18 protein-coding genes are annotated in these 26591 nt (G+C 59.5%); 3 read left to right on the plus strand and 15 right to left on the minus strand.

The features are described from left to right. Nucleotides 1–44 precede the first annotated feature (44 nt). Nucleotides 45–2942: a DEAD/DEAH box helicase gene (locus EEB13_RS27550; protein ID WP_187328630.1), complete on the minus strand. Its 2898-nt coding sequence runs from the start codon at nucleotides 2940–2942 to the stop codon at nucleotides 45–47. Nucleotides 2943–3041: 99 nt separating this feature from the next. Here EEB13_RS27550 and EEB13_RS27555 point away from each other — a divergent pair, with 99 nt between their 5' ends. Continuing rightward, nucleotides 3042–5384 carry a DUF262 domain-containing protein gene (locus tag EEB13_RS27555; protein WP_141486657.1) on the plus strand — a complete coding sequence of 781 codons (2343 nt, stop codon included), beginning with the start codon at nucleotides 3042–3044 and terminating at the stop codon, nucleotides 5382–5384. A gap of 770 nt (nucleotides 5385–6154) precedes the next feature. Here EEB13_RS27555 and EEB13_RS27565 read toward each other — a convergent pair. From EEB13_RS27565 to EEB13_RS27590, 6 genes are all read right to left on the minus strand, one after another. Beyond that, nucleotides 6155–6652 (minus strand): hypothetical protein, encoded by a 498-nt coding sequence (locus EEB13_RS27565; protein WP_141486658.1) that lies wholly within the window; start codon nucleotides 6650–6652, stop codon nucleotides 6155–6157. Beyond that, a complete protein-coding gene (locus EEB13_RS27570; RefSeq protein WP_141486659.1) occupies nucleotides 6649–7503 on the minus strand; it encodes a ParA family protein in 855 nt (284 codons plus the stop codon). The genes EEB13_RS27565 and EEB13_RS27570 overlap by 4 nt, the downstream gene beginning before the upstream one ends. A 33-nt stretch (nucleotides 7504–7536) precedes the next feature. Beyond that, nucleotides 7537–10461, minus strand: coding sequence for a Z1 domain-containing protein (locus EEB13_RS27575; protein ID WP_141486660.1), 2925 nt, complete (start codon nucleotides 10459–10461; stop codon nucleotides 7537–7539). Further along, nucleotides 10458–11969, minus strand: a complete 1512-nt coding sequence (locus EEB13_RS27580) for an ATP-binding protein (RefSeq protein ID WP_141486661.1) — start codon at nucleotides 11967–11969, stop codon at nucleotides 10458–10460. The genes EEB13_RS27575 and EEB13_RS27580 overlap by 4 nt, the downstream gene beginning before the upstream one ends. Further along, nucleotides 11962–14025 carry a hypothetical protein gene (locus EEB13_RS27585; RefSeq protein ID WP_261984659.1) on the minus strand — a complete coding sequence of 688 codons (2064 nt, stop codon included), beginning with the start codon at nucleotides 14023–14025 and terminating at the stop codon, nucleotides 11962–11964. Before EEB13_RS27585 ends, EEB13_RS27580 begins: the two co-directional genes overlap by 8 nt. A gap of 128 nt (nucleotides 14026–14153) precedes the next feature. Then, nucleotides 14154–15254 (minus strand): LLM class flavin-dependent oxidoreductase, encoded by a 1101-nt coding sequence (locus EEB13_RS27590; protein WP_033236008.1) that lies wholly within the window; start codon nucleotides 15252–15254, stop codon nucleotides 14154–14156. Between the two features lie 299 nt (nucleotides 15255–15553). Here EEB13_RS27590 and EEB13_RS27595 point away from each other — a divergent pair, with 299 nt between their 5' ends. Continuing rightward, nucleotides 15554–16555 carry an MBL fold metallo-hydrolase gene (locus EEB13_RS27595; protein WP_033236007.1) on the plus strand — a complete coding sequence of 334 codons (1002 nt, stop codon included), beginning with the start codon at nucleotides 15554–15556 and terminating at the stop codon, nucleotides 16553–16555. A gap of 84 nt (nucleotides 16556–16639) precedes the next feature. Here EEB13_RS27595 and EEB13_RS27600 read toward each other — a convergent pair whose 3' ends face one another. From EEB13_RS27600 to EEB13_RS27620, 5 genes are read right to left on the minus strand one after another with little or no spacing between them, the layout of a single operon-like run. Continuing rightward, nucleotides 16640–17614, minus strand: a complete 975-nt coding sequence (locus EEB13_RS27600; protein WP_045071467.1) for a TauD/TfdA dioxygenase family protein — start codon at nucleotides 17612–17614, stop codon at nucleotides 16640–16642. Between the two features lie 54 nt (nucleotides 17615–17668). After that, on the minus strand, nucleotides 17669–19369 hold the full coding sequence (locus EEB13_RS27605) for an ABC transporter ATP-binding protein (protein ID WP_045071468.1): 1701 nt from the start codon (nucleotides 19367–19369) through the stop codon (nucleotides 17669–17671). A 33-nt stretch (nucleotides 19370–19402) separates the two neighbouring features. Beyond that, nucleotides 19403–20257 (minus strand): ABC transporter permease, encoded by an 855-nt coding sequence (locus EEB13_RS27610; RefSeq protein ID WP_033236003.1) that lies wholly within the window; start codon nucleotides 20255–20257, stop codon nucleotides 19403–19405. Further along, complete coding sequence (locus EEB13_RS27615; protein WP_141486663.1) at nucleotides 20257–21213, minus strand: ABC transporter permease; 957 nt, start codon at nucleotides 21211–21213, stop codon at nucleotides 20257–20259. The genes EEB13_RS27610 and EEB13_RS27615 overlap by 1 nt, the downstream gene beginning before the upstream one ends. An 8-nt stretch (nucleotides 21214–21221) precedes the next feature. Next, nucleotides 21222–22826: an ABC transporter substrate-binding protein gene (locus EEB13_RS27620; protein ID WP_141486664.1), complete on the minus strand. Its 1605-nt coding sequence runs from the start codon at nucleotides 22824–22826 to the stop codon at nucleotides 21222–21224. Nucleotides 22827–23204: 378 nt separating this feature from the next. Here EEB13_RS27620 and EEB13_RS27625 point away from each other — a divergent pair, with 378 nt between their 5' ends. Further along, entirely contained in the window at nucleotides 23205–23630 is a 426-nt protein-coding gene (locus tag EEB13_RS27625) for a nuclear transport factor 2 family protein (RefSeq protein ID WP_116104351.1), read from the plus strand. A gap of 3 nt (nucleotides 23631–23633) precedes the next feature. Here the strand turns inward: EEB13_RS27625 and EEB13_RS27630 are convergent, their stop codons facing one another. The 3 genes from EEB13_RS27630 to EEB13_RS27640 form a co-directional block, all read right to left on the minus strand. Further along, nucleotides 23634–23879, minus strand: coding sequence for a hypothetical protein (locus EEB13_RS27630; RefSeq protein ID WP_095888570.1), 246 nt, complete (start codon nucleotides 23877–23879; stop codon nucleotides 23634–23636). A gap of 80 nt (nucleotides 23880–23959) precedes the next feature. Continuing rightward, nucleotides 23960–25327: an NtaA/DmoA family FMN-dependent monooxygenase gene (locus tag EEB13_RS27635; protein ID WP_045071480.1), complete on the minus strand. Its 1368-nt coding sequence runs from the start codon at nucleotides 25325–25327 to the stop codon at nucleotides 23960–23962. Between the two features lie 19 nt (nucleotides 25328–25346). Continuing rightward, nucleotides 25347–26573: an LLM class flavin-dependent oxidoreductase gene (locus EEB13_RS27640; protein ID WP_141486665.1), complete on the minus strand. Its 1227-nt coding sequence runs from the start codon at nucleotides 26571–26573 to the stop codon at nucleotides 25347–25349. Nucleotides 26574–26591 lie beyond the last annotated feature (18 nt).

Here is a 26591-nt window from a genome sequence, read left to right on the forward strand (position 1 = left end):
ACACGTCGGTTTTCGACCCGAGCGATTCGCCAAATTACTCATCGTCACGGCCCTTTGCCGACTGCTTGTGCTAACGAGAATCCGGATCCGTCGTCAACTATCCAATCGATCCATCCATTGCCTTCGACGTCGTCGCCGGCAATTACTGATTTGGCAGCAGTCGCCGCGCCACCCGGATCTGCGAACGTTCGCCCTTCCAGTACTTGGAACCCAGCAGCGCGCATGATCTTTACTTCGCCTCCAACCGAGTCGTAGAGCGCCACAACACGGTATCCCTCAACATCCATGTAGATGCGAATGCTGTTCTTGTTCGTCAGCGTCCGTACGACGACCTTCCGGGTGCTTGCTCTCAGCGACAATGACTTCTGCCCCACTGAATTCGAGTTGGTCACACGCTTCGCTGGAGTTTCAGTCGACATCGATGTCAGAGCGATTCGTGGGACTGCGATATTTGTCTTGGCAATGCCACCACTGCCACAGCCAATGTAGTCCCAGCGATCCTGGCCGCTCACCACGATCGATCGCGGAATCGGATGCAATTCACGTGTCAGTCCCGGATTCGCGATCATCCACTCGTCGATTTCGTTTCGGACTGACCGTGAGATATCGAATGCCGAACATATGTAATGAGTCTGGGGCTGTTCAGAGGGATCGACAAAGATCCACGACGTGGCATGAGTGTCATCGAGCGATCGATTTCCGTCATCTTTCGTTACGAACCAATCGCCGGCTGTTCGGGCCAGCACTCGCGCAACGCGACGGATACCGTCTGAGCCAATGACGGTCAAAGCAGTCCGACGTGAGTTCTCGACCAAAGTGGCTCTACCACCCTGAGTTTCGATTGCTTGGATCAGGGCGCGAAGTGCCTCATCACTCGGAGGCTCGACCTCTTGCTTGGGAGGTTGATCAGCAACGACCTCGACACCGGGCACCGAATGGTCGACCGGTGATTCGAGTACCTGAGAGCTACTTTCTGCCAAAGACCCCCATAGTTCTGCCAACCTTTGAAGAGAAACACTCTCGAGCGGAGTGCCTTTCGCAGCACAGCGCAGCTGCTTCAGTCCGGGATTGGGCGCGAGAGCTGCTCGGGCATCCCTGAGCGCCCATAACCGCGCAACACGATCTTTCCGACTCGTCCGGTCCTGCCCACCGTCACCGACCAACACGCCATCAACCAAGGTCCAGCTGACGCGGCCTTCCAAGTTTCCTGCCATAAGAGTTTTTCGGATCTCGTCATCGGGCAATAATTCAATCAGTTCGTCCCAAGTTGCAAGCCCCTCAAAATCGTCGAAAACGTCGAGGATGGCTTCCTTCGTCCAGCTATTGGGCTCCGACGCAATCACGTCTGCATGATCCGGATCGAACTCGTTCGGATCGCTTTTCACAGCCGCATCTAATACTTCTGCAGCAATGTTCATTTCTACGTCTTCTGGGCGCTCCAACAACCAACGACTCAGCAAAGCTGCGGCATCTGCACCGCTTACTGAACGTACCTCGTCGGCAATGTCCAAGATCTGTCTAAGAAACGTTTCATGCGCACCCGACGCCGGATCCTCCGAGGTACCTTCGACATACACAATTGCAAAGATCGCATGGCGACCATCATGTTTGGGCCGAATGATCCGGCCCATCCGCTGGACCATCTGACGCCGGCTTCTACTTGCCGCGAGAATGAGCCCGAGTTCTGCTTCTGGTACGTCAATTCCCTCGTCCAAAAGTCGCGGCGTCGCAAGTGCAACCACCTCACCGACCCTAAATCGTCCCAGCAACGCTGCTCGTTCGGCAGGTTTCATCCCGCTAGTCATCGCTTCGGCAGCAACACCTTGGTCTGCGATAATCGCTGCCGCCGCTTCAGCGGCCGCCACTGTCTCAGAAAAGAGAATCGACCGAGCAGGTCCCCGCATTGCGGAACCAATCTGTCTGAGCAGATCTAGCTTTGCATGGCTCTGAGCGAGAATAGAGCGTCGATCATTGAATGCCTTCATGAACTTTCGCGCCAGAAATGTCGCAGGACCGGCATTGTCGTCGTTCGATAGTCGATCAACTTCCTGCATGAATAGCCCGAACGTCTCGGCGGGGATGCCACAGTTGTTGATCAGCTTCGTGCGCGCGGACCTTGCCCGCTCGTCAGCATCTTCGTAATCGTGACGCTCCTTCGGAGTGAACTGAACCTCTATGTTCACTACTCGGACAGGAGCGAGGATCCCCTCTTCGTAACCACGCCGGTAGTCACAACCGTCGATGGTCGATCCGAAGTACGGACTCAGTATTGTATCGATCGAATCATCACTGCGTTCATAGGTCGCCGTCAGACCGAGCCGCTCCTGAAAGTCATCGGTCAGTGCCCGCGCAAATGCCGAAGCCCCGTAACGGTGGACTTCATCCGCCACCAGCAGACAACCGGAAGTAGCAGGGAACGATTCACCGCGAACTGCGGATTGAACGGTCGAGATCAAAATGCGATGCGAGACAAGCGTATCCCTGAATTTGTCACCTCGCCGACCAATTTTTGTGTTTGGGACAGCTCGCTGAAGGACTGAATGCCATTGCTCCATCAGGTCTATTCCAGGCACTAGAACCAGGCTCCGGAGCCCTCTCGAATACGCATCTGCAATCGCAGCGACGCCGACGGCCGTCTTACCCGTCCCCGTGACAGCTTCTACAACGCCACCTCGCCCCGCCACAATCCACTCCTGAAGCGCATGTTCCTGCCACTTTCTCAGTGGCTGTTCAAGGTAGCTACGTGCGATCGGGAACGCCCTCCCGCTCAGCACATGCCACTTGCGAGACATGCCGCCGTCATGATCAAACACGTCCGGGTGGTCGAACAATATTCGCTCCACCAGACTGGCCGTGCAATTCGATTCCGCGAGCCGGCCTACCAATTCCTCTACCGAAGACTCGGGGACTTCCCGTAGCAAGTTCAGCACGCGCGACGACACGGTTAGCACTTGGCGCCCCTCCCTCATGTCAGACAGCTCGACTAACGTGTCATTTTGTTCCCTAGAGATATCACCACACACCGACACCAAGGATGCGCAATGGATGCTCGACCCCACACCATCCGAGAAATATTTGGTTCGGACGAGTGTCTGATCGTCCCGATCTTTCAAAGACCATACGTATGGAAAGAAGATCGTAACTGGGAGCCTCTATGGAACGACGTCACGAGCATGGTGACGCTATTCGCGGATGACGACGACGCCAATCCTCACTTCCTCGGGGCGGTAGTTCTGGATCATCTCAAGGCCACGAAAGGCTCGATTCCGTCGCGTCAAGTTGTGGACGGTCAACAGCGCCTCACCACATTGCAAGTGCTACTTGCAGCAGTGAGAGATGCATTTACGACGCGAGGTGTTCCCGACCGATACATCAATGCACTGCGTCAGCTCACACGTAACCAAGACGAACTATCCACTGACCGCCATGCACGCTTCAAAGTCTGGCCGACGTTAACCGATCGTGGTCCGTTTTCAAACATCATCGTGGCGGACACCCAGCACCAGATCGACGAACTACTCACCGACAGCGATTCTGATTCGGTACTCCTTGACGCATACAGATACTTCTTTCGACGTGCCCTCCAATGGCTCGATGAGTTCGTTGGATCCGAGGCCCAAGATGCCGCTGCCAATTCGCTGGTAAACGTCCTCCGCGATGGGCTGCAGCTAGTCGTGATCAATCTCAGCCAGCACGACAATGCACAAGTGATCTTTGAGAGCCTCAATGACCGTGGCACACCCCTGCTTCCGAGCGATCTCATCAAGAATCTCCTATTCCAACTAGCAGAGTCTTACGGCCATGACCCCGAGAGCCTTTACAACCTCTACTGGCAACCGTTGGAATCGAAGGCATGGAAATCAGAGATCCGGCAAGGCCGACTGAACCGATCGCGGCTCGACGCCTTTTTCGCCCACTATCTGACGATGCGGCTGGGCAAGGAGATCCTGGCACCAGCACTCTTCACTCAATTTCGAAGCTTCACGGCGACTCTTAGTCGCGACAACATTCCGGATCTGATGTCAGAGATCAAGCGATTCAGCACAATTTACGAGAACCTTACGGAATCGGGGGGTGAAAGCGCCGATGAGACACTCTTCCTCTCCCGCCTGAATGTCCTTGATACAACCGTTGTTACGCCAGTATTGTTGTTTTTATTTGACAGCTATCCATCACACGAGAGAAGTGCCGCCCTCCAACTGCTCGAATCATGGCTGGTTCGTCGAATGGTATGCAGACTTACCAGTAAAAACTACAACCGCATGATGCTTGAACTCCTTCATTTGTTGAAACGCCAAGCAGAACCTCCAACTACGACGATCCGCCAGTACTTGCTAAACCAGTCCGCGGAGTCCGGGTATTGGCCGACCGACGAGGCCGTTCAAGATGTACTCCTTACACAACCTGTGTACAGCCAACTGACCCGCGCACGAATGCGACTGGTACTCGGTGGATGCAATCGAGCGCTAGCCCCTACAGGAGAGCCTGCTGGCGCCGATCTGGCTATCGAATATCTTCTAGCGCACAATGTTCGGGACAATCCAGGCGAAATTCTCGACACGCTAGGCAACCTAACTCTAATGCCGAAAAAGCTTGGCGCACCAGCTTCCACTGCGTCTTGGGAGACACGACGATCGTTGATTCTGGAGACCGCCCCATCTGGAATCAACCAACTGCTTCCACTCGATTTCGGGCCTCAGCAAATTCTGCAGCGGAGTATCAGACTTGCCGATTCCTTCTGCAAAGAATGGCCGCACCCCCTCTCCGTCCCCGTCCCCGTCCCTGTCCCTTCAAGTCGCCCCACGCCAACAGGTCGACCTCGAATACAACCTCCTGCCCCGCCCCAGTTGGACATCGCCGGCCATGTCAACGAAGTGTTCGAATCAATGCCGATCGGCACTGTGTTGACCTCAGTGCAAATTGCCAGCCTGCCGTCAGGTTTTTTCGGGCTAGGTCAGCTCAGGGCGTCCCACGTTGAATCAGGTTTGCGACTGTTGCCTGCCTACCTCAACATCATCGAACATGATCCTCTGACAATCGAAAAGATATATGTTGCAGCACTTTCCGAAGAATCTCAGCCTCAAAATTTCGCAATCAAGCGAAAACACTACACCGAAACAATACAGATGCTCCTGAGACAGGGATTGTTGCAACCCGACGACGAACTTGTTTATCGCGAACCGAAGAAAAACCTTGTCCATCGAGCCCGCGTTCGACATGACGGTGCGATCTTCGCTGGTGGGCGCGAGTTTTCTTCCGTATCAGCAGCACTCACGCACTCAGTCGGCCGGTCGGCGAACGGATGGGAATGGACCGTTGTTCGGACGAACCTAACGCTCAGCGATATGCGAATCCAGGCTCAAGCACCGAGGTTCAGCAGCTAGCTGGTCTTTTTTGCACCGTGCCAAAATACGCAAAGCCAGCGATCCAGGAACTACAACCACAACCAACTTTCAGCAAGTGCATCGCACCCACACCTCAGGAGCTATTGGTGAGTCAAAAATACTGGCGCAAATCGGCTTTCATGAAGACTCGGCACGCCTGCACACTCGTCGCGCTGGCAGGTCTACTGGCGCTCTCAGCCTGCTCGACACCGCCAGCCGAAACCACACCCTCGACGACCGCGGCCTCGTCCACTCCTCGATCGGAGGCCACAGCGAATCCCCTGACTACCCCAAGCACATCCGACGTCGCGGTCACGTCAGTAGGCGCGACGGCTGTTGAATCCAGTCCACCCACCACCGAAGCGCCTACTTCTGCGGCGCCGGTCGTGGTCGAATGTTTACAGGGCACACCCGGCCCTGCGCGGATGAGCGACGGAACGATGGCGTTTTCACAGTGGTGCTTCGATCAACTCGGAGGAAACAAATACTTGGAGAGCGAGCGCCAGGCAAATACCTTCAATTGTGACGGGACTGTCTGCCGAAATCCGTACACGGGTGGTTCATATCCAGATCCGAATGCAACCGTGCCGGTTACTACCGTGAGACCTGCAACTCCGGCTGAAGTTCTCCAAAACCAACAAGGAGTCGCCGAATCAGGATGCTCGACGTCGGGTTGCATTCAGACCTACTTCGGATGCCGCGATGGGTACATAACCGGAGAAGTTTGCAGTCGGTGGGGATTCTGAATCGGCCAGAGAGTCAAGGCGTCACTAGCCGTACCGGAACGCATTCCCCTTCGAAGTGAGAGTCTTCACCCTCTCAACGGTCCAGACTGCGAGCACATCAACCTTGCGTTTGCGACCCGTCTCCTTGTGCGTATCCATTTCCTGTTCCGCGATGATGTCCTTGATACCGTCTGCGTCGAGGGCCGAAAGACGCTCCAAGAGAACCTCTTCCCCATCGAGCTTGAAGACCTCGAACGGGTCGAAAGCCCCCGGCTCCCGTTTCACCTTCGGTGCAGCAGCACGACGACGAGGTGCCGGCGCAGGCGCAGCTACTACCGCGACTGCTCCATCTGACGAAACCGCAAAAGCGTCTTCGATTGCCTTCGCGAAGCGCGGGGTACGGGCAGCTTCCTCCGCGACTACCTGAACCAGCTTGGCCAGCAACACCGATGCCGAGGCGTTGGTTGCTCCCAACTTCAGGAGCGCTGCACCGGTTTCCTGCACCTGCACCCGACGACGCGCTTCATCGATACCCGCACTCATAGCTTCGCCTGCGCTTCCGTGAGAATGTTCTGCGTAATTGCACGCATCTGATCGAACTGACCTGCGTTGCCGTACTTCACTTTCAAGGTGCCGTACGGGTGAAACTCAGCTGACGCGGCAATCTGATTCGACTCCGCGAGATACTCCGGCAGGACGTGTGGGACGTTGGGGTCGCGTCGGAGATTCCTGACGGTGGTCCGGTGCACGGCGGAATTGGACTTGTACTTGGTGATCACCAACCCCAACTCGAAGAGCTCACGGCCGATCTCCTTGCCGAACTTGGCGATGTGCGTCTGGATCTGCGGAATGCCGTAAGTGGAAAGCACATCCGGGATCGTGGGAATGACATAGCCGTCGGCCATCGCCAACCCGTTGAGCGTGATCGGGCCCAGATTGGGTGGGCAGTCGATCAAGACGTAGTCGTAGTAATCCATCACGGGAGCCACGGCATCGCGTAACAACTCGACCGGCTTGGTGGAGTTCCGATCAGCAACCCGAAGGGCACTGATCTCCTCCTGCAGCTCGATCAAATCGAGAGATGAGGGAAGCAGATCCACACCCGTCACTCGCTTGACCGGCGAGACCGACTTCTGAATTGTCCCCTGCAGATCGAAGTTCGACGTGCCATCGACAGCGTCACGGAAAATGGTTGCGCTGGTCAGCCCTTGCTTGTTGAGTTCGAGCCAGTGATCCTCACTGATCATCATCGTCGTCAGATTGATCTGCGCATCGAGGTCGATCAACAGCACGCGCTGACCGAATTCGAGTGACATGAACTCGGCCAACCCCGCGGTGATCGTCGTCTTACCGACGCCGCCCTTGAGGTTGATCGTCGCAATCGTCTTAGCCATCAGAACCCATTCCTGTCTCCCACCACAACACACCTAGTTCGCATCGACGATCGCCCCTGTCCCTGACTGCTTCACCCGAAAACCGATTCGCCCCAACGGCTCCGCCGCGTGCGGAAGCGCGTACGAGAACAGCGTCGCAAAATCGCGCGAGTCCACCGGACCGGCCTGTGCTCGCTTCAACTGACGTGGACCCGGATCATTGGCAAAAACCAGAATCAACGCGCCGCGAGTCTTACGGTGCAGTGCCCCGGCCAGGGGCCCGCCGTTCTTCTTCGGGCTGCCGGCAATGTGCTCGATGGCATCACGCTCGCGAACGGCGGTGCCTGTGAAGCCCGTCCGATACTCACGCTCTTGACGCTTGCGATTGACGATCGGAAGTTTCTCGTGCCAGCCCTTGATCTCGATGGGCTCACGCATCTTCGGCTGTGGCAGAAGAACGGCAAAATCCTCGAGCAACCCGGATTCGATTGCCGCCGCGAGCGCTTCGCGGTGGGGACCGAAATCCCACCCGTTCGCCCACTCGAACTGGTCGACGGCTGCCAACACCACATGGGCAGGGACGATGCCGTATCGCGCAGTGAACGATCGCGAAACGTCATCCTTGTCAACGAAATTGAAGGACCCTGTTGCGTCCAACGACTTCAACAAAGGTGCAACCGCGTCGAAGTGCCGAGCGTTGATCGAACCGTCGCCTCGCGGGGGCTGCATCGTGAAACTGAAACTTTCACCACCCATACCTCGATAAACCAGATCGGCGTTGAACATCTTGTTTCGAGCCGTTGGCCTGAGCCACGGCAGCTGCTGAAACACCATCGGCGGCACATCGCGTGGCGTGACCCACGGTTCGCCGTTCTCGTTCACGCCGCTGAACCTGGCGAGCTCACGCCGGAACTCTTCCTCGTCCCGCACGATGGCCTCGAACGCCTTGTACATGTCGTACTCGGCACCGGCTGGTCCGCCGACCGTACGACCGATGAACAGGCGCACCAAGTCTCGGTATCCTGGGCGGAAACCGAACCATCGGCCCATCTGCATCAACGTGTCGGCTTGGCCGGTTCTGCGGGTGTAGTACGTGATGGTGAGTCCCTCGACCGTGAAGCCTCGACTCAGCTTCGTACCGCCGACGAGAATCTTCCATACGCCGCGTTCCTGGAAGTCGAGGGAATCCTGCTTGTAGTCCTTCTCGGCCGCACCATTGACCACGATAACGGGGCTGGTACCCTCGGAAATCTTGTCGTAGGCAGCGCCGATGAATTCCTCCAACTCGGCAAACGAACCAGGATTTTCCAGTTCACTGCCCCGAGCCGCACTCACCACCGCAAAGTCCTCGGCCCAGAGCTTGTCCAGCCGGGAAAGACTTTTGGCCTGGCTGTATCCGGCCGATTTCCACAAAGCCTTGAAGTCGTCGGCTACGGCGTCATGCTCGGCCTGCTTCACCGATTCGTGCACCAGCATCGTGTGGTGCCGATACGGCTTGGCGCCCTTCGATTCCCGGAATAGTTTGATTGCCCCGGTCAGGACAAACGAGTCGAGCGCTCGCAACTGCTCGGCTGAGCGATCCTCGTCGCACTCGGCTCGAAGATCCCGTACGTATGCCTTCTCGTTCGAATTGGCCGGCGTCTTGTCGTCGTCATCCACATCGTCGAGATCGTGAAAGTCCGCACCACCCATGTACGGGCCGGGCCGCTCGAGGCTGACGATGAAGTCCGAAGGGAAGACGTTGACACTGTCTTCCGGATCGACAAACACATTGGCGAAGGGTGTTGCGGTGTAACCGATGTACTGAGCCCGCTTGAGAAGTCCGAGGATCTCGGCAATCTGCCCATTGATCGCCGTCCGCTCGATCTGCTCGGTTTTCATCTTCTTCGGATCGATCGTGTTTACCGACGCCTGGTCTGCCTCGTCGTCGATGATCAGGGCCGGGATCTGATCGAGTTCGGTGGGAACTTTCTTCAGATCCGCGACCAGCTTCTTGAGACTCGAGACGTTCTTCTTGACGACGGCGATCCGAATATTACTGGGGTACAGATTCTTCGGATCATTGAGCGGAAGGGAGTGATCCACGGTTTCGAAGTGCAATGCGCTCAGGCCCGCGAGCAGGCTCTTGTAGTCAAAGGTCGAGGTGGTCAGTCGACGGATTGCCGGAATCTCGTTTGTCTTGTTGGGATCGATTTCGTGCTCGAGAAAGTTCCCCGCGCGCCAATCTTCGTCATTGGTGTAGTCGTCGTCGACGCCGGCGCTGATGTTCTGACGGCCGACCAGTTCCATGTCGAGACGTCGCTGAGTCTGGCTCCGCAGAATCTCGATCGTGCCGGTCAAGACGATGACCAATCGGTAGCCGGCGTCGATCGCCTTGGCCACTACCCCACTGAAATTCGCCGTTTTTCCACTCTGGACGTACCCGACCACCAGCCCCTTGGACTGATACGGCTCCGGCCGGGTTGGGTCGGCGAGCCTGTGAACGACCTCAGTGGTGGCTACATCCAGTTTGCCGATCGTCGCATCGTCCCAATTCTTGTCCGCCAGAACACGCTTGTACGCACGCCAGTAGAAGTCATGCTCGCGCCGCCGCTCGGCGGTGTACCAGGGATCCCACGGCTGCTGAGCCGCAATGACCACTGGTCCACCGTCGCGAGGAAACCTCGCACTGAGGTCGTCGTGCACCTGAGCGGGCAGTCCGAGCAATTCGTAGATCAGAGTTCGACGCTCGTCGCTCTGCGCGGCGGTGGCTCTTACCCACGTTTCGACACTCTCGGCATCCCACTGACGCAATCGTGACCGCAGAGCCGTACGCACGGCAACAGCGCTGTCGTCCAGGAAGACGTCAACGATGTCGGCAATGGTCAACCCGTCGGGAAAGCTGGCCCGCAACCGCGCATTGACCGGGTACAGAACGTTTTCAGGTGGAAACCCGTCGCCCAGTTCGCGTGCCACGGCACGGAAGACTTCCTCGCTCACTGCGCTACCTGCTCTCGATGTGCCGCCATTGCAGAGATCAGGACTTCCTGCCACGCCTGCATCTTTTCCTTCTGCCGCGCGCTGATCCTGACACCCTCGAACATTTCACCGACCAGCAGATAGATGAGCGACTTCAGCACCGGTGCGTCCGTGTTGTCGAGACTTCGGCGCCCTAGCAGGTCGCGCCGAAAACGCGCATTGATCCACAAGGTGCGGGTTTTGAGATCTACTTCGAAGAATTGATCCCGTGCCAATGCTCGCCATCCAATGGCAACAGGGTCGGCGCCAACAGTGAATTCGAATGCGTCGCTGAAAGAATCGAGCACATCCTCGGGAAGACCGGAAGTAGGTTCTACGACGCTGATGGGCCGGGGCTGATGGCTGCGCGCTGCGCGGACGGAGTTTTCGGCGTCATCGAGATAAGAACGGAAGTTCGCCGTTCCATCGGCGAATACTCCGCCGTCGATGGCCGCCGTTGCAGTGGCATCAAGAGTGACTCCCGACTTTTCGGGGTTGATCGTTATGTGCTGCAACACATTGTCGTCGAGGTCGATCGAGACGCGGGCCAATCCGTAATCGGGACGACCGCGAACAATCCCGTTCCAGCCACCGATCTGCAAGAGTCGGTCGTGTCGATAGAAGTACAACCCTTGCTGATCCCTGCCTGGTGCACCGTGCAGCCGAAACTCCGGCGCATTGCTCCGCGCCGGCCAGATGTGGGCGTGAGCAACTGGAGTCGATCCGTTGATCGACACAGTCAGTTGTCGAGGGTAATTCGGCGAACCAGTGCGCGGATAGGCAAACGGATCAACTGCGCCCACCGAGCGCAACGCCCCTGCCCGCCCAGCCTCGACATCGAAGACATCTACAGTCAACGCAACTCGGCCGGATTCGATCAATCGATGAAACACCACACCGAGGTGGCTACGCACGTCGTTGATGGTTTGCTCGAGCCAACTGGTCTGCTCGTCCGCGTTCGCAGACATCAGAAAGGTTGTGATCCCGCGCCATTCGACGATAGTGCCGGCCTCGAACGGAAAACGAGGTGTGACGGCGTCGAAGAAAGCATCTGCCTCCCGCTCGTCGATTACCGAAACCGCCTGGCGTCCCTGCCCAGAGTCGATCTCACGGCCCTGGGTGGAATTACCCGAGCGCCTCGACCACACCCGCAGCACTCTCGCCTGACTCAACGATGCAGCCTTCATACCAACGCCGAAATGACCCAAATCTGCTGCGCCGTAATCGCGTCGACGCCCGTATGTCATCGCTGCATCGATGGTGACGGCATCCATTCCACAGCCGTCGTCGATCAGCAGCATCGAGACGATTCGAGTCCCGTCCTGCACAAAGCGAATCAACACGTGCGCAGCACCGGCGTCGAGGCTGTTGTCCACCAGGTCGGCGAGGGCCGTGGTGATGGTGTGGTGCAGTCCCACTGCACCGGCGAGAGATTCGTCAGCCGTCAGCGCCTGGGTGCCGACGATCGAGACCTCGGAGATGTCAGGCATCGCCGATCTCCGAGTCCGCCGATACGTCGGAGTGGACCCAGGCCGCTTCCAACAAATCGAGGATTGTGTCCTCACCTCGATCTTCGTAGGCGCGCAGCAGCTTTCGCGGCCGATCTTCCCCGGGAAGACTCACCGCCTCGGCAAGAATACGCACGACGTGCCGATCAGCGGTGCGCAACGGTTCACGGTTTCCGATTTCGGCAAGTGCCTGCCGCAACGGATCGACATCGGCATGCACAACAACCGGACGCACCACCCGGAACGTCCCGTCCTGCCACAATTCGAGCAAGATGTCCTCGCCCACAACAGCAGACAGCTCACGCAGGAACCGGCGGATCGTGCCGAAGGTCGGCTGAGCACCACTCCACCGAACAGCCTGCACACCAAGATGACTCTCGAGCTCCACGCTCTCGCCGCGCGCACAACCAGCTGCGACCGCCAGGCCGGCGGGCACCGCAAAGCTCGAACCTCGCAAGTGCTCGGCCGTGACCGCCGTACGGTATCGCCAGACATTGCCGGAGCGGTACAGGCGACGCGTCTGCTCCGGCGGTTTAGCGGTATCGCGTGTGCGCTTACGTCGCACAATGCCGTCGCCGTCGACGTTGAACTCGCTCCGCTCCGGAACAGGCTCTTCCACAATGGAATCCGCACTACCCCACGCCTGAAGGTGCCATAAACCGGCGTCGAGGACGGCGCGATCATCCGATTCGAGGGCCCGCTCGATCGACCGTTCGGTGCGATCCGTCTTCAGCAGCGCAGCCAACTCGGGAACGGTCTTCGGCGTCCCTAGTGCCTCCAGCGCACCAACTGCCAGGTCGGAGATTCGACGCGCCCTCGTCAACGCGGACCCGGAAACAACGGTGATTCCGCACCAGGTGAGCCATTTCTCGAGTTCGCCGGCAGACATCGACACCGTATCGGCAACGTCGCCGAGAGCAACTACGCCGTTGGGTGATTCGAAGTCCTCGAGCAATGTCTGCGTACGCTTCTTTGCTGCCGCAACGCCGGGCGCGGCGGCCCAACCATCGGTGACCTCGAAGTAGTCGTCGATTCGATCGAGAACCAACCACAGTGGAACGCCATACCCGGGCACTTCGGCAGCAATGCTCGGATGCAGCTCCAGAAGGCGCTCGAGCAACGCGACCGGCTGAATCTCGACCCGCAAGCTGGCAAGCAGATTTCCGACGGCAGTTCCGAACCCGCAGGCGTCGTTGATCTTGGCTTTCACCTCAGCCTCGATCTGCCCTACCCGTCCCGAACCCACACCAAGCTTCGCGCCAACCGCTCCGCGTCGCTGCGGCACCGGCGCCACAATGCGCTCCCGCAACACTATCGACTCGCGTTCGTCGAGTTGCGAGAAAAGGTTGTCGATCTCGTCCATCGCGTCGGTACGATCCGTGGCAGGTAGATCGTTGGGTGTCAACGCAGAAATCCGGGCAGCCAGCTCCTGGATGGGTTCCGGCGACTCGTCATCGATCTCGACAGTGACGAGCGGACGCGCATCCTGTCCGCGGACCCGTCGCCACATCGCCAGCTGCTCGAGATCGTCGAGCAAGGCCGTGATCGCGGGCGGGGCGGCTCCGTCGTCCGGCGTCTCGATGCGCGAGCGCGGATCTGTCATCACCGCACATACCAGCAAGCTCAGAACCACATCGTGAACTGTCTGCTCGCTGGTTCCGCGAACACCAAAAATCTCAGCGGTGGCGTGAGTCAGCAGGTCGCCGACGTTCCCTTGTGAGGCCAAACGGGCCAGCGACGTCACAGCCCGTGTATCGAGCGCGAGGGCACTGATCGGCACAGTCGGATCGAGGAGCGGGAAACTCTCCTTCAGAACCGCCGACGAGTGGTGGGAAATGTACAGCGACGCCAACTCGGACAGCAGTTTTTCGAGATCGACCTCGAGAACGGTGAACGACGGCGACTCACTGAACCACCAGTCCGGGGACGGTGCCAACGGTTCGAGCAAGGCGGCACGGTCAGACACGTAGTCGTCCAGCCACGGGAGAATATCGACCCAGAGCGTGTCCGACAGTTCTGTCGCGGGTAGCGAGTTCACACCCAACGTTAACGCACTACTCCCACTCACAGAACTTTCATTGCAGTGTAAAACCGACCACGATGTCGGTAATAAGCTACTGCAGGCTGTGACTCGTCGCAGCGTCGGACCTGACTACGCTCACCTGGTCAGTCGACGGCGGTGAAACCCTTCGCCCGATCCTCGTCGCCGACGCTCCACAGGTTGGTCGACACTTCCGCTTTCACGAGGGGAATCACTTCTTCGGCAAAACGGCGCAACGTGTCCTTCTGCTGCTCGAAGTCGAGGACGTGATTGACGGACACGGACTGGAAGTCGTGACCGTAACTCTCGTAGTAGTCCAGGATCTTCTCGGCGACGCGCTCCGAGGAGCCCACCAAAGCGGGGCCACGGTCGACGGCTTCCTCGATGGTCCGGAAGCTCGTGGACTTACCGACTGCTTTGGGGTCGTGCTTCCGCTTGTCAGCCTGTGCGACAGCACCCTCGTAGATGGGACGGAATTCCTCGACGGCTTGTTCTGTCGTGTCAGCTAGGAACAGCCCACCCGAGCCGGAACCGACGTACGCACGGGAGGGATCGTGGCCGTGAGCGAGATACTGCTCGCGGTAGTGGTCGATGAGCACTTTGTAGTTCTCGCGGGGCTGGAGTGCATTGGCCGTGACGATGGGATCTCCCCACTTCGCTGCAAGTTCCACTGCCTCGAAGGAGGTCGCGGACCCGTGCCAGATGCGGAAGGGCCCGTCGTACGGACGCGGTAGCGTCGTTGCGTCCTCGAGGGAGGGCCGGTGGGTACCCACCCACTTGACGTTTTCCTCGCTGATCAGCAGTTTGAGGAGTTCGTAGTTCTCGGTCAGGTATTCGTACTGCTTCGAGATATCGAGTCCGAGCAGCGGGTACTGCAGCACCTCGTTTCCCTTGCCGATCACGATTTCGAGGCGCCCGCGGCTGAGCTGGTCGATGGTTCCAAAGTCCTCGGCCACCCGAATCGGGTCCAGCAACGACAGGACGGTGACGCCTGTCGAGAGCAGAATTCGATCTGTAGCCTGCGCAATTGCACCCAGGATGACCGTCGGCGCAGAGGACAGCACCGGGCCGGCGTGACGCTCCCCCACCGAGAAGGAGTCGATCCCCAGCTCTTCGGCGAGAACGGCGAGTTCGACCACGCGATTGAGTCGGTCAGAGGGTGCTACTTCCTCTCCGGTCACTGGATGGGGTGGGTTGAAGATGATGTCCAGAACCTGAAAACGCATGACCCGTCTTTCTCGAGACCCCGCACGGCGCCTGTCCCTCGACACGCTAGTTCGCTTGCCTCCAGCGAACCGCCGCGGCAGCGCAACCCTCAAGCCGGAAGAACAACGAAACATGCACTGCTTCAACAGTTTTCCACAAATACCGACAAGTAGGAAGGTTAAACTCTCGCCGATCCGAAATGCACTCCGACGGTCACACATTCCCGTCAGGTAGGACCTGCGTCACGGGCTAATCGAGCGCACGGTAAACATGAAGGACATAGAAACAGATTCCTTAATCGGTAAACGAGGTACTACAGATGAACGGTGCAGCTGCCATCGGCGATGGCATATTCCAGATTCCGGTGCCCATCACCGACAACCCACTCGGCGCAACGCTGGTGTACGCGATGGAGTCCCCGAACGGCCTGATCCTGGTTGATGCGGGTTGGGACGACGACAACGGCTGGCAGGGACTCAATGCCGGGTTGGCGGAGATCGGTCATTCGGTCACCGACATCGAAGGCGTTGTTGTGACCCATTTCCATCCGGATCACACCGGACTGTGTGGGCGCGTGCGTGAGGCGTCGGGTGCCTGGATCGCGATGCATGAGGACGATCACGACCTGTTCAACAAGATGGCCAGCAGCAAGGGCGAAGAGTGGATGGCCTACCAGCTGTCCAACATGGCCAAGGCCGGAGCCCCGGAAGCTGATCGCGAAGCATTCCGGCAGGCAGCCGACGGAAACCCGCCGACGAGCGCGGACTCCGCTCCCGACAGGATCCTCTCGGACAACGAGATCATCAGCCTCACCGGTCGCGGACTCCGCGTTGTCTACACACCAGGCCATACCCCCGGGCATGTCTGCTTCTATCTCGACGACGCAAACGTCATGTTCACCGGCGACCACGTCCTGCAGAAGACAACGCCGCACGTCGGCAACTTCACGTATCCCCTCGAGGAACGCGACGCGCTGGCTGACTTCTTCGCGTCACTACGACGCGTCCAGACCATGGACATCACACGCGGCCTGGGCGCACACGGCATCCCGATCGACAGCGTGGGTGGCCGCGCGGGTGAGCTGATCGAGCACCACGAGGAGCGTCTGGATCACCTACTCGAGGCATTCGGCGATCAGAAGCTGACGGTGTGGGATGTTGCGGCACATATGAAGTGGTACAAGCCGTGGTCGGATATTTCTCCGCTGGGCAAGACCATGGCGCTGTCCGAGGGCGCCGCACATTTGCGTCATCTGGTTGCGCGCGAGCAGGTTACGCAGGTTTCCGACACCGAACCGGCGCTATTCGCCCGCACGTACTGAAATGACCTGAACGCAACGAAGCGCGTTTGGTGACCACACAATCGGCCACCAAACGCGCTTCGTTGTCAGACGCTCTACATCAGATCAGTTCGCGGCAAACCCGGGGAGCCGCTCGATGTCCGCGACGATCGAGAACTCGGACGCGTCGCCCTTGATGATGCGGCTGGATTCACCGTGGACGTCCACCGGGACGTCGCCGGCCAACGTCACCCGGTGCACGCTGCGCGCCTGGGTTCCGTAATCGGAGACGCCGTAGTGCTGGGTGGCCTGGTTGTCCCAGATCGCCAGATCTCCCGCCTCCCAGGCCCAACGAACTGTGTTTTCCAACTTGATAACTCGTGCCTGCAGCAGCTGGAACAGCGCAACCGACTCAGACGGCTTGAGTCCGACGAACTCCTTCACGAAGTGGCCCAGAAGCAGGGTCTTCTCCCCCGTCGCCGGGTGGATACGAACCACCGGATGTTCCGTTTCGTAAATCTCGCGAGTGAACTCTCCGTAGTTGGTGACCCGCTGCGAACTACCTTGCTTCACTTTGTCGACTACCTCGGCGTAGTCGTACGCATTGGTGTGCACCGCACGCAGATTCTCGACCAGAACCTTCAGCGAATGCGGCAACTGGTTGTACGCGGCCGTCGTGGAAGCCCAGGTCGTTGCTCCGCCGTACTCGGGAATTGTGGTGGGGCGCAGGATCGATGCCTTCGGGATACGGTCGATGAATGTGACGTCGGTGTGCCAGCTGCTGGCCGCACCGTCGAGAACCAGCAGCTTGTTGTCAGCAGACTTCAGCGTCGGGTGGGTGGTGGTCTGCGTGCCAAGTGTGCCGGCAAATTCATACTGCGACACGTCATCGAGATGCTGCTGACCGCGGAAGAATACAACCTTGTGGGCGGCGAGTGCGTAGTTGATTGCGTACGCGGTCTCCGCGGACAGGTCACCCGAAAGGTGAACGCCGTCGATGCGTGCGCCAATCAGCTCACCCACCTTGTGGACGGTGATTCCGCCTGCGGCGTAGATCTCTTCAGGGGTGAGTGCGACGCGTTCGAGTTCGGTGATAGACATGAAATTCTCCTGTGAAGTGAGAGTGAAAGGTTGTGTGTCGTGCGAGCGGATCGGTCAGACAGCAACAGTCAGGCTTGGCTCCACTCGAGTAGTTCCCCGTCCTTCGCGCTGGCGCAGCGGGTCCGGAAGCGGCACCGCTGCAACCAATCTCCTGGTGTAGTCCTGGCGCGGTGAGCTGAATACCTCCGCGGCGGGGCCCTCTTCGACCAATTCCCCGCTGCGCAGCACCGCTACCCGGTCGGCCACCTGATGGACGACGGCCAAGTCGTGGCTGATGAACAGGCATGCGAACTTGTATTCCTCTCGTAGGTCGGCAAATAGTGAAAGAACGTCGGCTTGGACTGAAACGTCGAGCGCACTGGTCGGCTCGTCGGCAACCAACAGTCGTGGTCCGAGTGCGAGTGCTCGCGCCAGCGCCACCCGCTGGCGCTGACCACCGGACAGCTCTCCCGGTGCCCGGTGAGCAAATGACTTGGGGAGACGAACGGCTTCGAGCAACTCCTCGACCTTGTTCCGAAGCAGGGCCCCGGTAGCAAAGCGGTGGACTTCGAGGGGTTCACCGATGCTCTGCCCGACGGTCCGCCGGGGATCGAGTGACGCCGCCGGATCCTGATGGACAAGTGCCATACCCTTACGCAGACCTCGAAGATTCGCTGCGGATATCGTGCCCAGGTCGGTTCCGTCGAAACTCACGGTGCCACTGCTAGCCCGAATGACACCCAGCGCGCTGCGCCCGAGAGTTGTTTTCCCCGAGCCCGACTCACCGACCAGACCCACTACTTCACCAGGCCGCACACTCAGGCTCACCTGATCAACAGCCCGAAACGCCTTGTTACCCAGACGGGCCGGGTACACGATCGAGACGTCGTCGAACCGGAGAATGGGCTCGGTGAGCGCGCGCTCGACATCATCGACCAGCGCAACTGCTGGTTTGGCGTGCTCGGCTTCCGGCAGCCGAGGCACCGCTGCCAGTAGAGCCTGCGTGTAGCTCGCCCGCGGTGACGCAAACAGATCGAAAACCGACTGCTGTTCCACCACCTGACCGGATTTCATCACCAGCACGCGATCGGCGATATCCGCAACGACTCCCATGTTGTGTGTGATCAGCAGAATCGCCGTCCCCGACCGATCGCGCAGATCCCGCAGCAACTGCAGAATCTCGGCCTGCACCGTCACATCGAGTGCAGTCGTCGGCTCATCTGCGATCAGCAGATCCGGCGAGCCCGACAGAGCCAGCGCAATAACTACTCGCTGCTTCTGACCGCCCGACAGCTGATGTGGATACCAATCGACCCGACGCTCCGGTTCCGGAATCTCCACCATCCGCAGCAGTTCGACGGCACGGGCCCGAGCGTCGGCCCGGGATATCTTGCCGTGCGCCCGCAGAACCTGAGCAATCTGCCACCCCACCTTCTGGACCGGGTTGAGTGCGGTCTGGGGTTCTTGAAACACCATTGCGGCGCGGGTGCCGCGCACCTTGTTCAAGGTTGCCTCGTCAGCTCCGAGAACCTGCTGACCACCGAGTTCGATCGAGCCGCTTGCCTGAGCCCCTTCCGGCAACAAGCCGAGGACTGCGCGTGCTGTGAGCGACTTACCCGATCCGGATTCTCCGACCAGTGCCAGAATTTCACCCTGTGCCACTTCGAGATTCACCTGATCGACAACGGTGGTTGATTCACGTCGGGTATCCGCGGTACCGAACCGGATCACCAGATCCTCGATGGCGAGGACCGCCTGCTGCTTTACTGCGTTCATGCTTGTGTCCTTGAAGTGGTCGTTTAGGCGGCGTCAGATGCGACGGGCTTTGCCGAGCGCCTGGGCGATCAGGAGGAAACTCAAGACCAAGGCGGAGACGATGATCAGCGGTCCGACGGCGTAAGCGGGATTGACGTCGAGATTGGGGATGGCATCGGAGATGATGGACCCCAGTGACGGATCCGGCGGTCGCACGCCGATACCCAGGAAGCTCATCGCACTTTCGGCAAATACGGCCACCGACATCGACAGGGCGATCTGCACGCTCAACGGTTCGACCACGTTGGGCAGCACATGTTTACGCAGTACCCACCAACGGCCGGCCCCGATCACTTCGGCCGATTCCACGAACGGTAGCTCGCGAACTTTGAGCACACTGGTACGTACAAGGCGCCCGAACATAGGGATCTCGGCGGCCACGATCACCGCGACCACCGGAAAAATACCGGGTCCGGTAATCGCTACCAGCGTGATCGCGAGAATGAGCAGCGGAAAAGCAAGGATCACATCGAAGATTCGTTGAGCGATGACATCGGCAACCGGATTGATGCTAGAGATCAAGCCTGCAAGCGAGCCGATGATCGCACCCAACGGCACCGCGACAAGCACAATGACCAGGTTGATGCGGATGCCGTACAGCGAGCGAGTGAAGACGTCGCGGTTCACCTGATCAGTGCCGAACCAGTGTTGTGCGCTGGCGCCCAACAGGTTTGCGCCCTCGATCTGTTCGTTGGGTCCGTAGTTAGTCAGCAAGGGGGCCGCGATGCCCGCCGCTGCGATGACCAGCACGATCAGGACACCCGCAAGTCCCTGGCCGTGAGTCAGAGCGTCACGAACCGGGTGCGAACGTCGAGTCTGCGTGTCCTGGCGTTGATCAACGACAGTCATTACTGTCCTCCAATGCGGATACGCGGATCGAGGTAGGCGTGCACGATGTCTGTCAGCAACTGAATCAGCACGAAGATCGTGACCGAGAGCAGCAGAAGCACCTGCACCACGGGGTAGTCGCGCCGACCAATTCCCTGCTGAATCAGTTGACCGATTCCCGGCCAGGCAAAGATGGCCTCGACCAGCACGGCTCCACCAAGGAGATGCCCGGTCTGAATTCCGAGGACAGTCAACATGGTCGGCAGCGCGTTGCGTAAAGCGCTGCGGGTCACCAGGTTCCAGCGCGTGACTCCCGCAGCCTGAGCGGTGATCACATACTGCTGCGCCATCTCGGTGCGCAGGGCCTCCGAGAGAAATCTGGTCAGAGCGGCTGTGACCGGCAAGGCCAAGCACAGTGCCGGAAGCACCAAATACTGCAGCATGATGTCGGGGCGAGCCAGGTACCCGCCCGGAGGAACACCACCGGAAGGCAGCACCGGGATCAGCACCGCAAACACCAGGACCAGTAGAACACCCGTTACAAAATTGGGCAGCGCGACAGAGAGCGTGTTGAGCACGTTCACCACACTGGTCAGCCACTTCTTCGGCCAGACCACCACGGCCACACTGAGAATCAGGCTCAACGTTACCGCTAACAGCAATGCGCTGCCGGCAAGCACCGCAGTATTGCCCAACCCGGCCAGCACTAGATCCGAGATCTGACCACCGAGGACAAACGACCGACCCAGATCCAACGTCAGAACATCGCCGATCCACGACAGGTACTGAGCGGGGACCGACTTGTCGAGACCAAGCGAATGACGAATCGCCTCAATCGCTTCCGGCGTGGCATCGGGACCGGCCAGCGCCAAGGCCGGATCACCGGGAACCAGTCGCATAACCGAGAAAATCAACAACGATGCAAGAAAGAGAACCACTACCGCCGACGGTAGTCGGCCGACAACATAGCGAATCATGTTCTCCCCTAGGCCAGGAAGGTGCTGGCGAACTGCGGCTGACGGCCCTTGGTCCACGCAAGATCATGCACGGTGGAAGCAGCCGATACCTGCGGAACCACCACACCGATCTCGATCAGGAACAGCTCTTCCAACAGTTGGGTGCCGAGGTCCGCGTACAGCTTCTTTGCAGCGTCGCTCGAGCCGTCGGGCACCTGCCACGCTGAGTCGGCGGCCGCGGAGTATGCCGGCGAACTGAACTTCGACGCATTGTGCGCGGCATTGAAAGGGTAGGCGCTGACGGTCAGCGTCGACGGAACATACTGCGCAAAGGTGTGACTGGTCAGCCACAGCCCCTTGAACTCTGCGCCGATCAACTGCTTGAAGAAGATAGTCGCCTCGACTGGGTCCAACTCGACGCGAATTCCCGCTTCAGCAAGATTGGCCTGCACGATCTGAGCTGCCGCTTCGAAGTCCGGGCTGGCACCCGTGTACGTCAACGGAATGGTCGGCAGTGTTCCCACCTCACTCACCAGTGACCGAGCCTTGGCAACGTCACGCGTATACGTGGAGTTCTTGGCCGCGTCGTATGCGGGCGACGACTTCGGCCACGGCAGGTTCACGGCGTAGCCTGCGTCGCGGTACACCTCACTCATGATGCGATCCCGATCGATGGCATACGCCACGGCTTTCCGGGTTCGTACATCGGTCAATCCCTCAGCCGTGACGTTGGCGCCCAGATACGTCTGCAGTTCCGCCCCGTCGAGAGCTGAAGTTGCGAAACCGCTTGTCTTGCCGACTGTCTGAGAATCACGGAAGGTCAACGATCCCGGGGCGACGAGCGCAACCTGACCTGATTTGAGAGACGTCAGACGGGCTTGTGAATCGGGGACGATACGAGCCTCGACGCGGTCGAGGAAGGGACGCTCAGCAACCCAGTAGTTCGGATTGCGATCGAAGGAGATCGAGCTGTTCGGGGTGCGCGAGGCGAAGACGAACGGTCCTGTCCCGATGAAGGATTCACCGCTGACCGCCTTGTCGAAGGTCTCCGAGTCGAAGATCGGCGCCAGATCCAGGAGGTCGAAGATGTTTCCGGTTCGGTGCGCGAGCGTCAGCACCAGTTTTTTCGGATCCGAGGAGTCGTAGCCGGTGATGGCGGCTGCTGTGCTGCGCAGCTGCGCGGAGAACTTGGGATCGGCGTACGTACGCAGCGAAAACTCCGCATCCGCAGAGGTGAACGGGCGGCCGGTGTGGAAGGTGACGTCGTCGCGCAGATTCAGTGTCAACGTCAGACCGTCGTCCGAGAGCTTCCAGTCCTTGGCGAGAAGAGGTTGCGGCACTACGGAATCGATCGGGTAGCGGGTCAATGTCTCGAAGACAAGCCCGGAGATGGTAGTGCCGGCAATTGTTGTGCTGGTCAAAAGAGCAGATGGGCTGACATCGTCCGGAATTGCCAGGGTGAGCGTGCCGCCGCGCACTGGTTCCACCGATTCACTTGCATCCGAACGCTGTTCACCAACAGCCGAGGAGCACGCGGCCAGTGAGCCGGTACCAAGAATTGCGAATGCGGCAATAGCGCTGCCACGGAAAAAGGCACGGCGATCAAGCCCGGCCGTCGGAAATGACGAGTTCACGGAGGTGTGGTCCTTCGTATGAGGGTGCGCAGCGACGCGCGCTGAGCGCGGCACGCAAAAGGGAAAGTGGTCGTCCTGGTGGCCTCGAAGAACCCGAACCGTGAAGTTCAGTGGGCAATGAGGGCTACACCAGCCGGTGTGGCGCTGAAGAAGTCAGCGCAGACATCGCAGAGGGACGGACACGGTAAACCTTCCGGTCAGATTCAAGGCACTTGCCTTCGTGAACACACTTAATCATTTCCCCTTATGTTGGGGAAATAGTTGGACTCACGGTGATTCGAACTCACGAATAATAGGCCCGCTCAACGAGACCGGGCCCACTATTCCCAGCTCATCGCGGTAGCGTCCGGAAGGTCCGCCCTAATACCAAGGAGACAGATGCAGCCCGAAAGCCCAGCCGAGCAGATCCGAACCGCACTCGCGCGGATCGCTCACCTCGCCGATACGGGAGCAGTCGACGATTACGTCGAACAATTCACCCAACAGGCCGAATGGACAATGCCGGCCAACCCCGACCGCGGGTTGCCGCTCCAGGTACGACGCGGCCGCGAGGAAATCGCTGCCGGTGTGCGCGAACGCCGTGCTGCGGGAATTCAGGGACCGGGAACCTTCACCCGCCACGTGACCACCGCAGTCGCCGTCGAGGTCACGTCGGACACCACGGCCCGCGCCGAAGCGGTGTGGACGTTTTACGTCGACACCGCCACGGCGCCTCGCCTCAGTGGCGTCGGAAGTTACGCAGACGAGTTCGAGCTGGAGGACGGCCGCTGGCGACTCTCACGACGCGTCATAGCGCGCGGCTGACGGTCAGTCCTCTTCACCGGTGATCGACTCGCACCAGTCTTCGACCTGGTCGATCCCCTCCTCCGTCCACTCCGGGCTCTGATCCTCCAAGGCGTCGAAGACGCTCTCGCAGGTCAGCGAGTCTGGCAGGCTATCCGAGCCCGGAGCCACAAAGCCTTCCGCGGACGCTTGGGCAGACGTTTGGGCAAGGGGACCGGCAACCAGGGCAACTGCCACTGCGCCGGCTCCGACCAGGCTTTTCACACGCATGGTCTTCCTCCTCCAGGACTGTCGACGTTAGGTGCCGACGTTTTCGGAGTACCCCGATCCCCACGCGCTACTCGCCCATGTCATCGCGGCGCCACAAGAGCACGATCAGCCGGAATTGCCAGACCAAGGTTGTCTCGTAGCGTCGTTCCTTCGTAGTCGGCGCGCAGAACGCCACGATCCTGCAGCAGCGGTACTACGTCGTCGACAAACTCGTCCAATCCTGTTGGTACAAGGTGCGAACCGAGGATGAATCCATCCGAACCGTCGTTCTGCACAAACGAATCGATCTTTTCGGCAATCTGTTGCGCAGTACCGACTATCGGCCCGCGCTCGAACTGATCGATCACGACCTCACGCAGATTCAGCTTCTTGTTCTCGGCCACAGCGCGCAACTTCGCGACGGTCTCGAATCGGTCCTGATGGATGAATGCCCGTCCTTGAATGATCGGGGGCGCTTCGGGATCCGGTGCGATATCAGGTAGCGGTCCTTCCGGGTCGTAACCCGAAAGATCGAGATTCCAGATCTGCTCGAGCAGGATCAACGCAGTCTGGCCTGTTACTTGCTGATCGCGAATGTCACGGTACTTCTCGATAGCATCAGCCTCGGACGTGCCGAGCACAAAGCTCGCCGACGGCAGAATCTTGATGTCACCCGGATCACGCCCGGCTGCAACAGCACGGGCCTTGATGTCCCGATAGAAGTCCGACGCCTCAGGCAGCTGCCCGTACGGCGAGAAGATCGCGTCGGCATTGCCGGCCGCAAAATCCCGCCCCTGCGGCGAGACACCAGCTTGAAGAATGACCGGGCGACCCTGCGGACTGCGCGGAACAGTGAACCGACCGTTCACATCGAATTGTGATCCGTGGAAAGCGAATTCACCAGCCTCTGCTCGCGCGAGGAAACGACCGGAATCCTTGTCTGCGACGATGTCGTCACTTCGCCACGAATCCCAGATTTCACGGACGAGTGCGACGGTTTCCTCGGCGCGCTCGTACCGCTGCGCGCGATCGAGGTAACCGCCGCGACGGAAGTTCTGCCCGGTGAAGGCATCGAACGACGTCACGACGTTCCAGGCCGCGCGGCCACCGGACAGTTGATCAAGTGTCGCGAACTGTCTGGCCAACTCGTACGGTTCGTTGAACGTCGAGTTGATGGTGCCGGCCAATCCGAGGTGTTCGGTTACTGCCGCCAATGAGGCGAGCACCGTGAAGGTATCCGGCCTGCCGATGATGTCCTGATCGAAGATCTGTCCCGCGCGTTCGCGAAGTGCCAGTCCTTCTGCCAGGAAGAAGAAGTCGAATTTTCCGCGCTCGGCGGTTCTAGCGGTGTGTTCGAAGGAGTCGAATTCGATCTGGCTGCCCGCCTGCGGATCCCACCACGCCGTGTGATGGTTGACGCCGCCCAGGTAGGCACCCAAGATGACCTGCTTACGCTGCTGAGAACTCATGAAAGTATTCCTCGTCTGTTCAGGCAGCCGGAGTGCCGGCGGCGTAGCGGTTGGGGACGTCGATCGGCAATCCGAGAAGTCCGCGGAGATTCGTATCTGGATACGCTGTACGGAATACGTTGCGCTTCTGCAGTTCTGGTACCAGGTCATTCACAATCGTGTCAAGATCGTCCACGGCAACACCGGGTCGCAAACGAAAGCCCTCGATCCCCAACTGCTGCCAGCGGAGAAGGTGATCGGCCAATTCAGCCGGCGTGCCGGTGAAGATCAGTGCATCAGAGCGGTACGGGGTACCCGACGCATTGTCCAGGCGGTCGAGTCGTTCTCGACCCGATTCCCCTGCCGCATCGAAGAACACAACAATGTCGCCGTAAACCCGGAGCGGTTCACCCGAGCGCTCAACCCGTTCCTGCGCCGCACGCACTTCGGCGAGAATCGAGGGCACCTGACCATCGTCGAGAGGAGTCACAAAAACCAGATCGGCTGTTCGAGCAGCCAGCTCGTACGGAACGCGCTGATGCGCCAACGCTGCGATGATGGGCTGCCCCTGCGGCGGCCGCGGAGTGACCGACGGTCCACGCACGGATAGGTACTTGCCCTCGAAGTCGATGTAATGCAACTTGTCTCGATCGATGAACCGGCGCCGCTCCACATCACGAATTTCGGCGTCATTCTCCCAACTGTCCCAGAGGCGCCGAACCACATCGACGGCCTCAGCCGACTCTTCGAACAGATCCCGTACGAAATCGGGAAGGTTGCCTGATACCAGCAATGCCCGATCATCTTCGGTCAACGCGGGGATATCGCGCCGCCCGAAATGGGTGGCCTCCGCTTCGGACGCTGAGACTTTCACCTGCCACCCCGCGCGACCTCGCGACGTGTAGTCGAGCGTTGCAACAGCTTTGGAGACATGGAACGGCTCGGTATGCGTCGTGGTGATCGTCGGAACCAATCCGATATTGCGCGTCACCGGTGCCAGCCTGGCCGCCACGAGATGCGCGTCCAGTCGAGCGCGCACACGATCGACCGCGTCACCGACGGGCTCGAACGGGTTGCCCGGCACGGAGAGGCTGTCCTCGATACTCACGAAGTCGAGCAGACCGCGTTCGGCTGTAGTAACGAGATCGGTCCAGTACGACGCGGTGAACAGCTCGCTCGGACGCGAATGGGGTTCTCGCCAGGCCGCCGGGTGCCAGCCGGCGCCGTCAAGCGCTACGGCGAGGTGGATGGGAAGGGTGGAGGTCATCGGCTTCTACTCCTGTTC

The sequence above is a fragment of the Rhodococcus sp. WS3 genome (assembly GCF_003797085.1).
GTDB classification, from domain to species: domain Bacteria; phylum Actinomycetota; class Actinomycetes; order Mycobacteriales; family Mycobacteriaceae; genus Rhodococcus_F; species Rhodococcus_F globerula.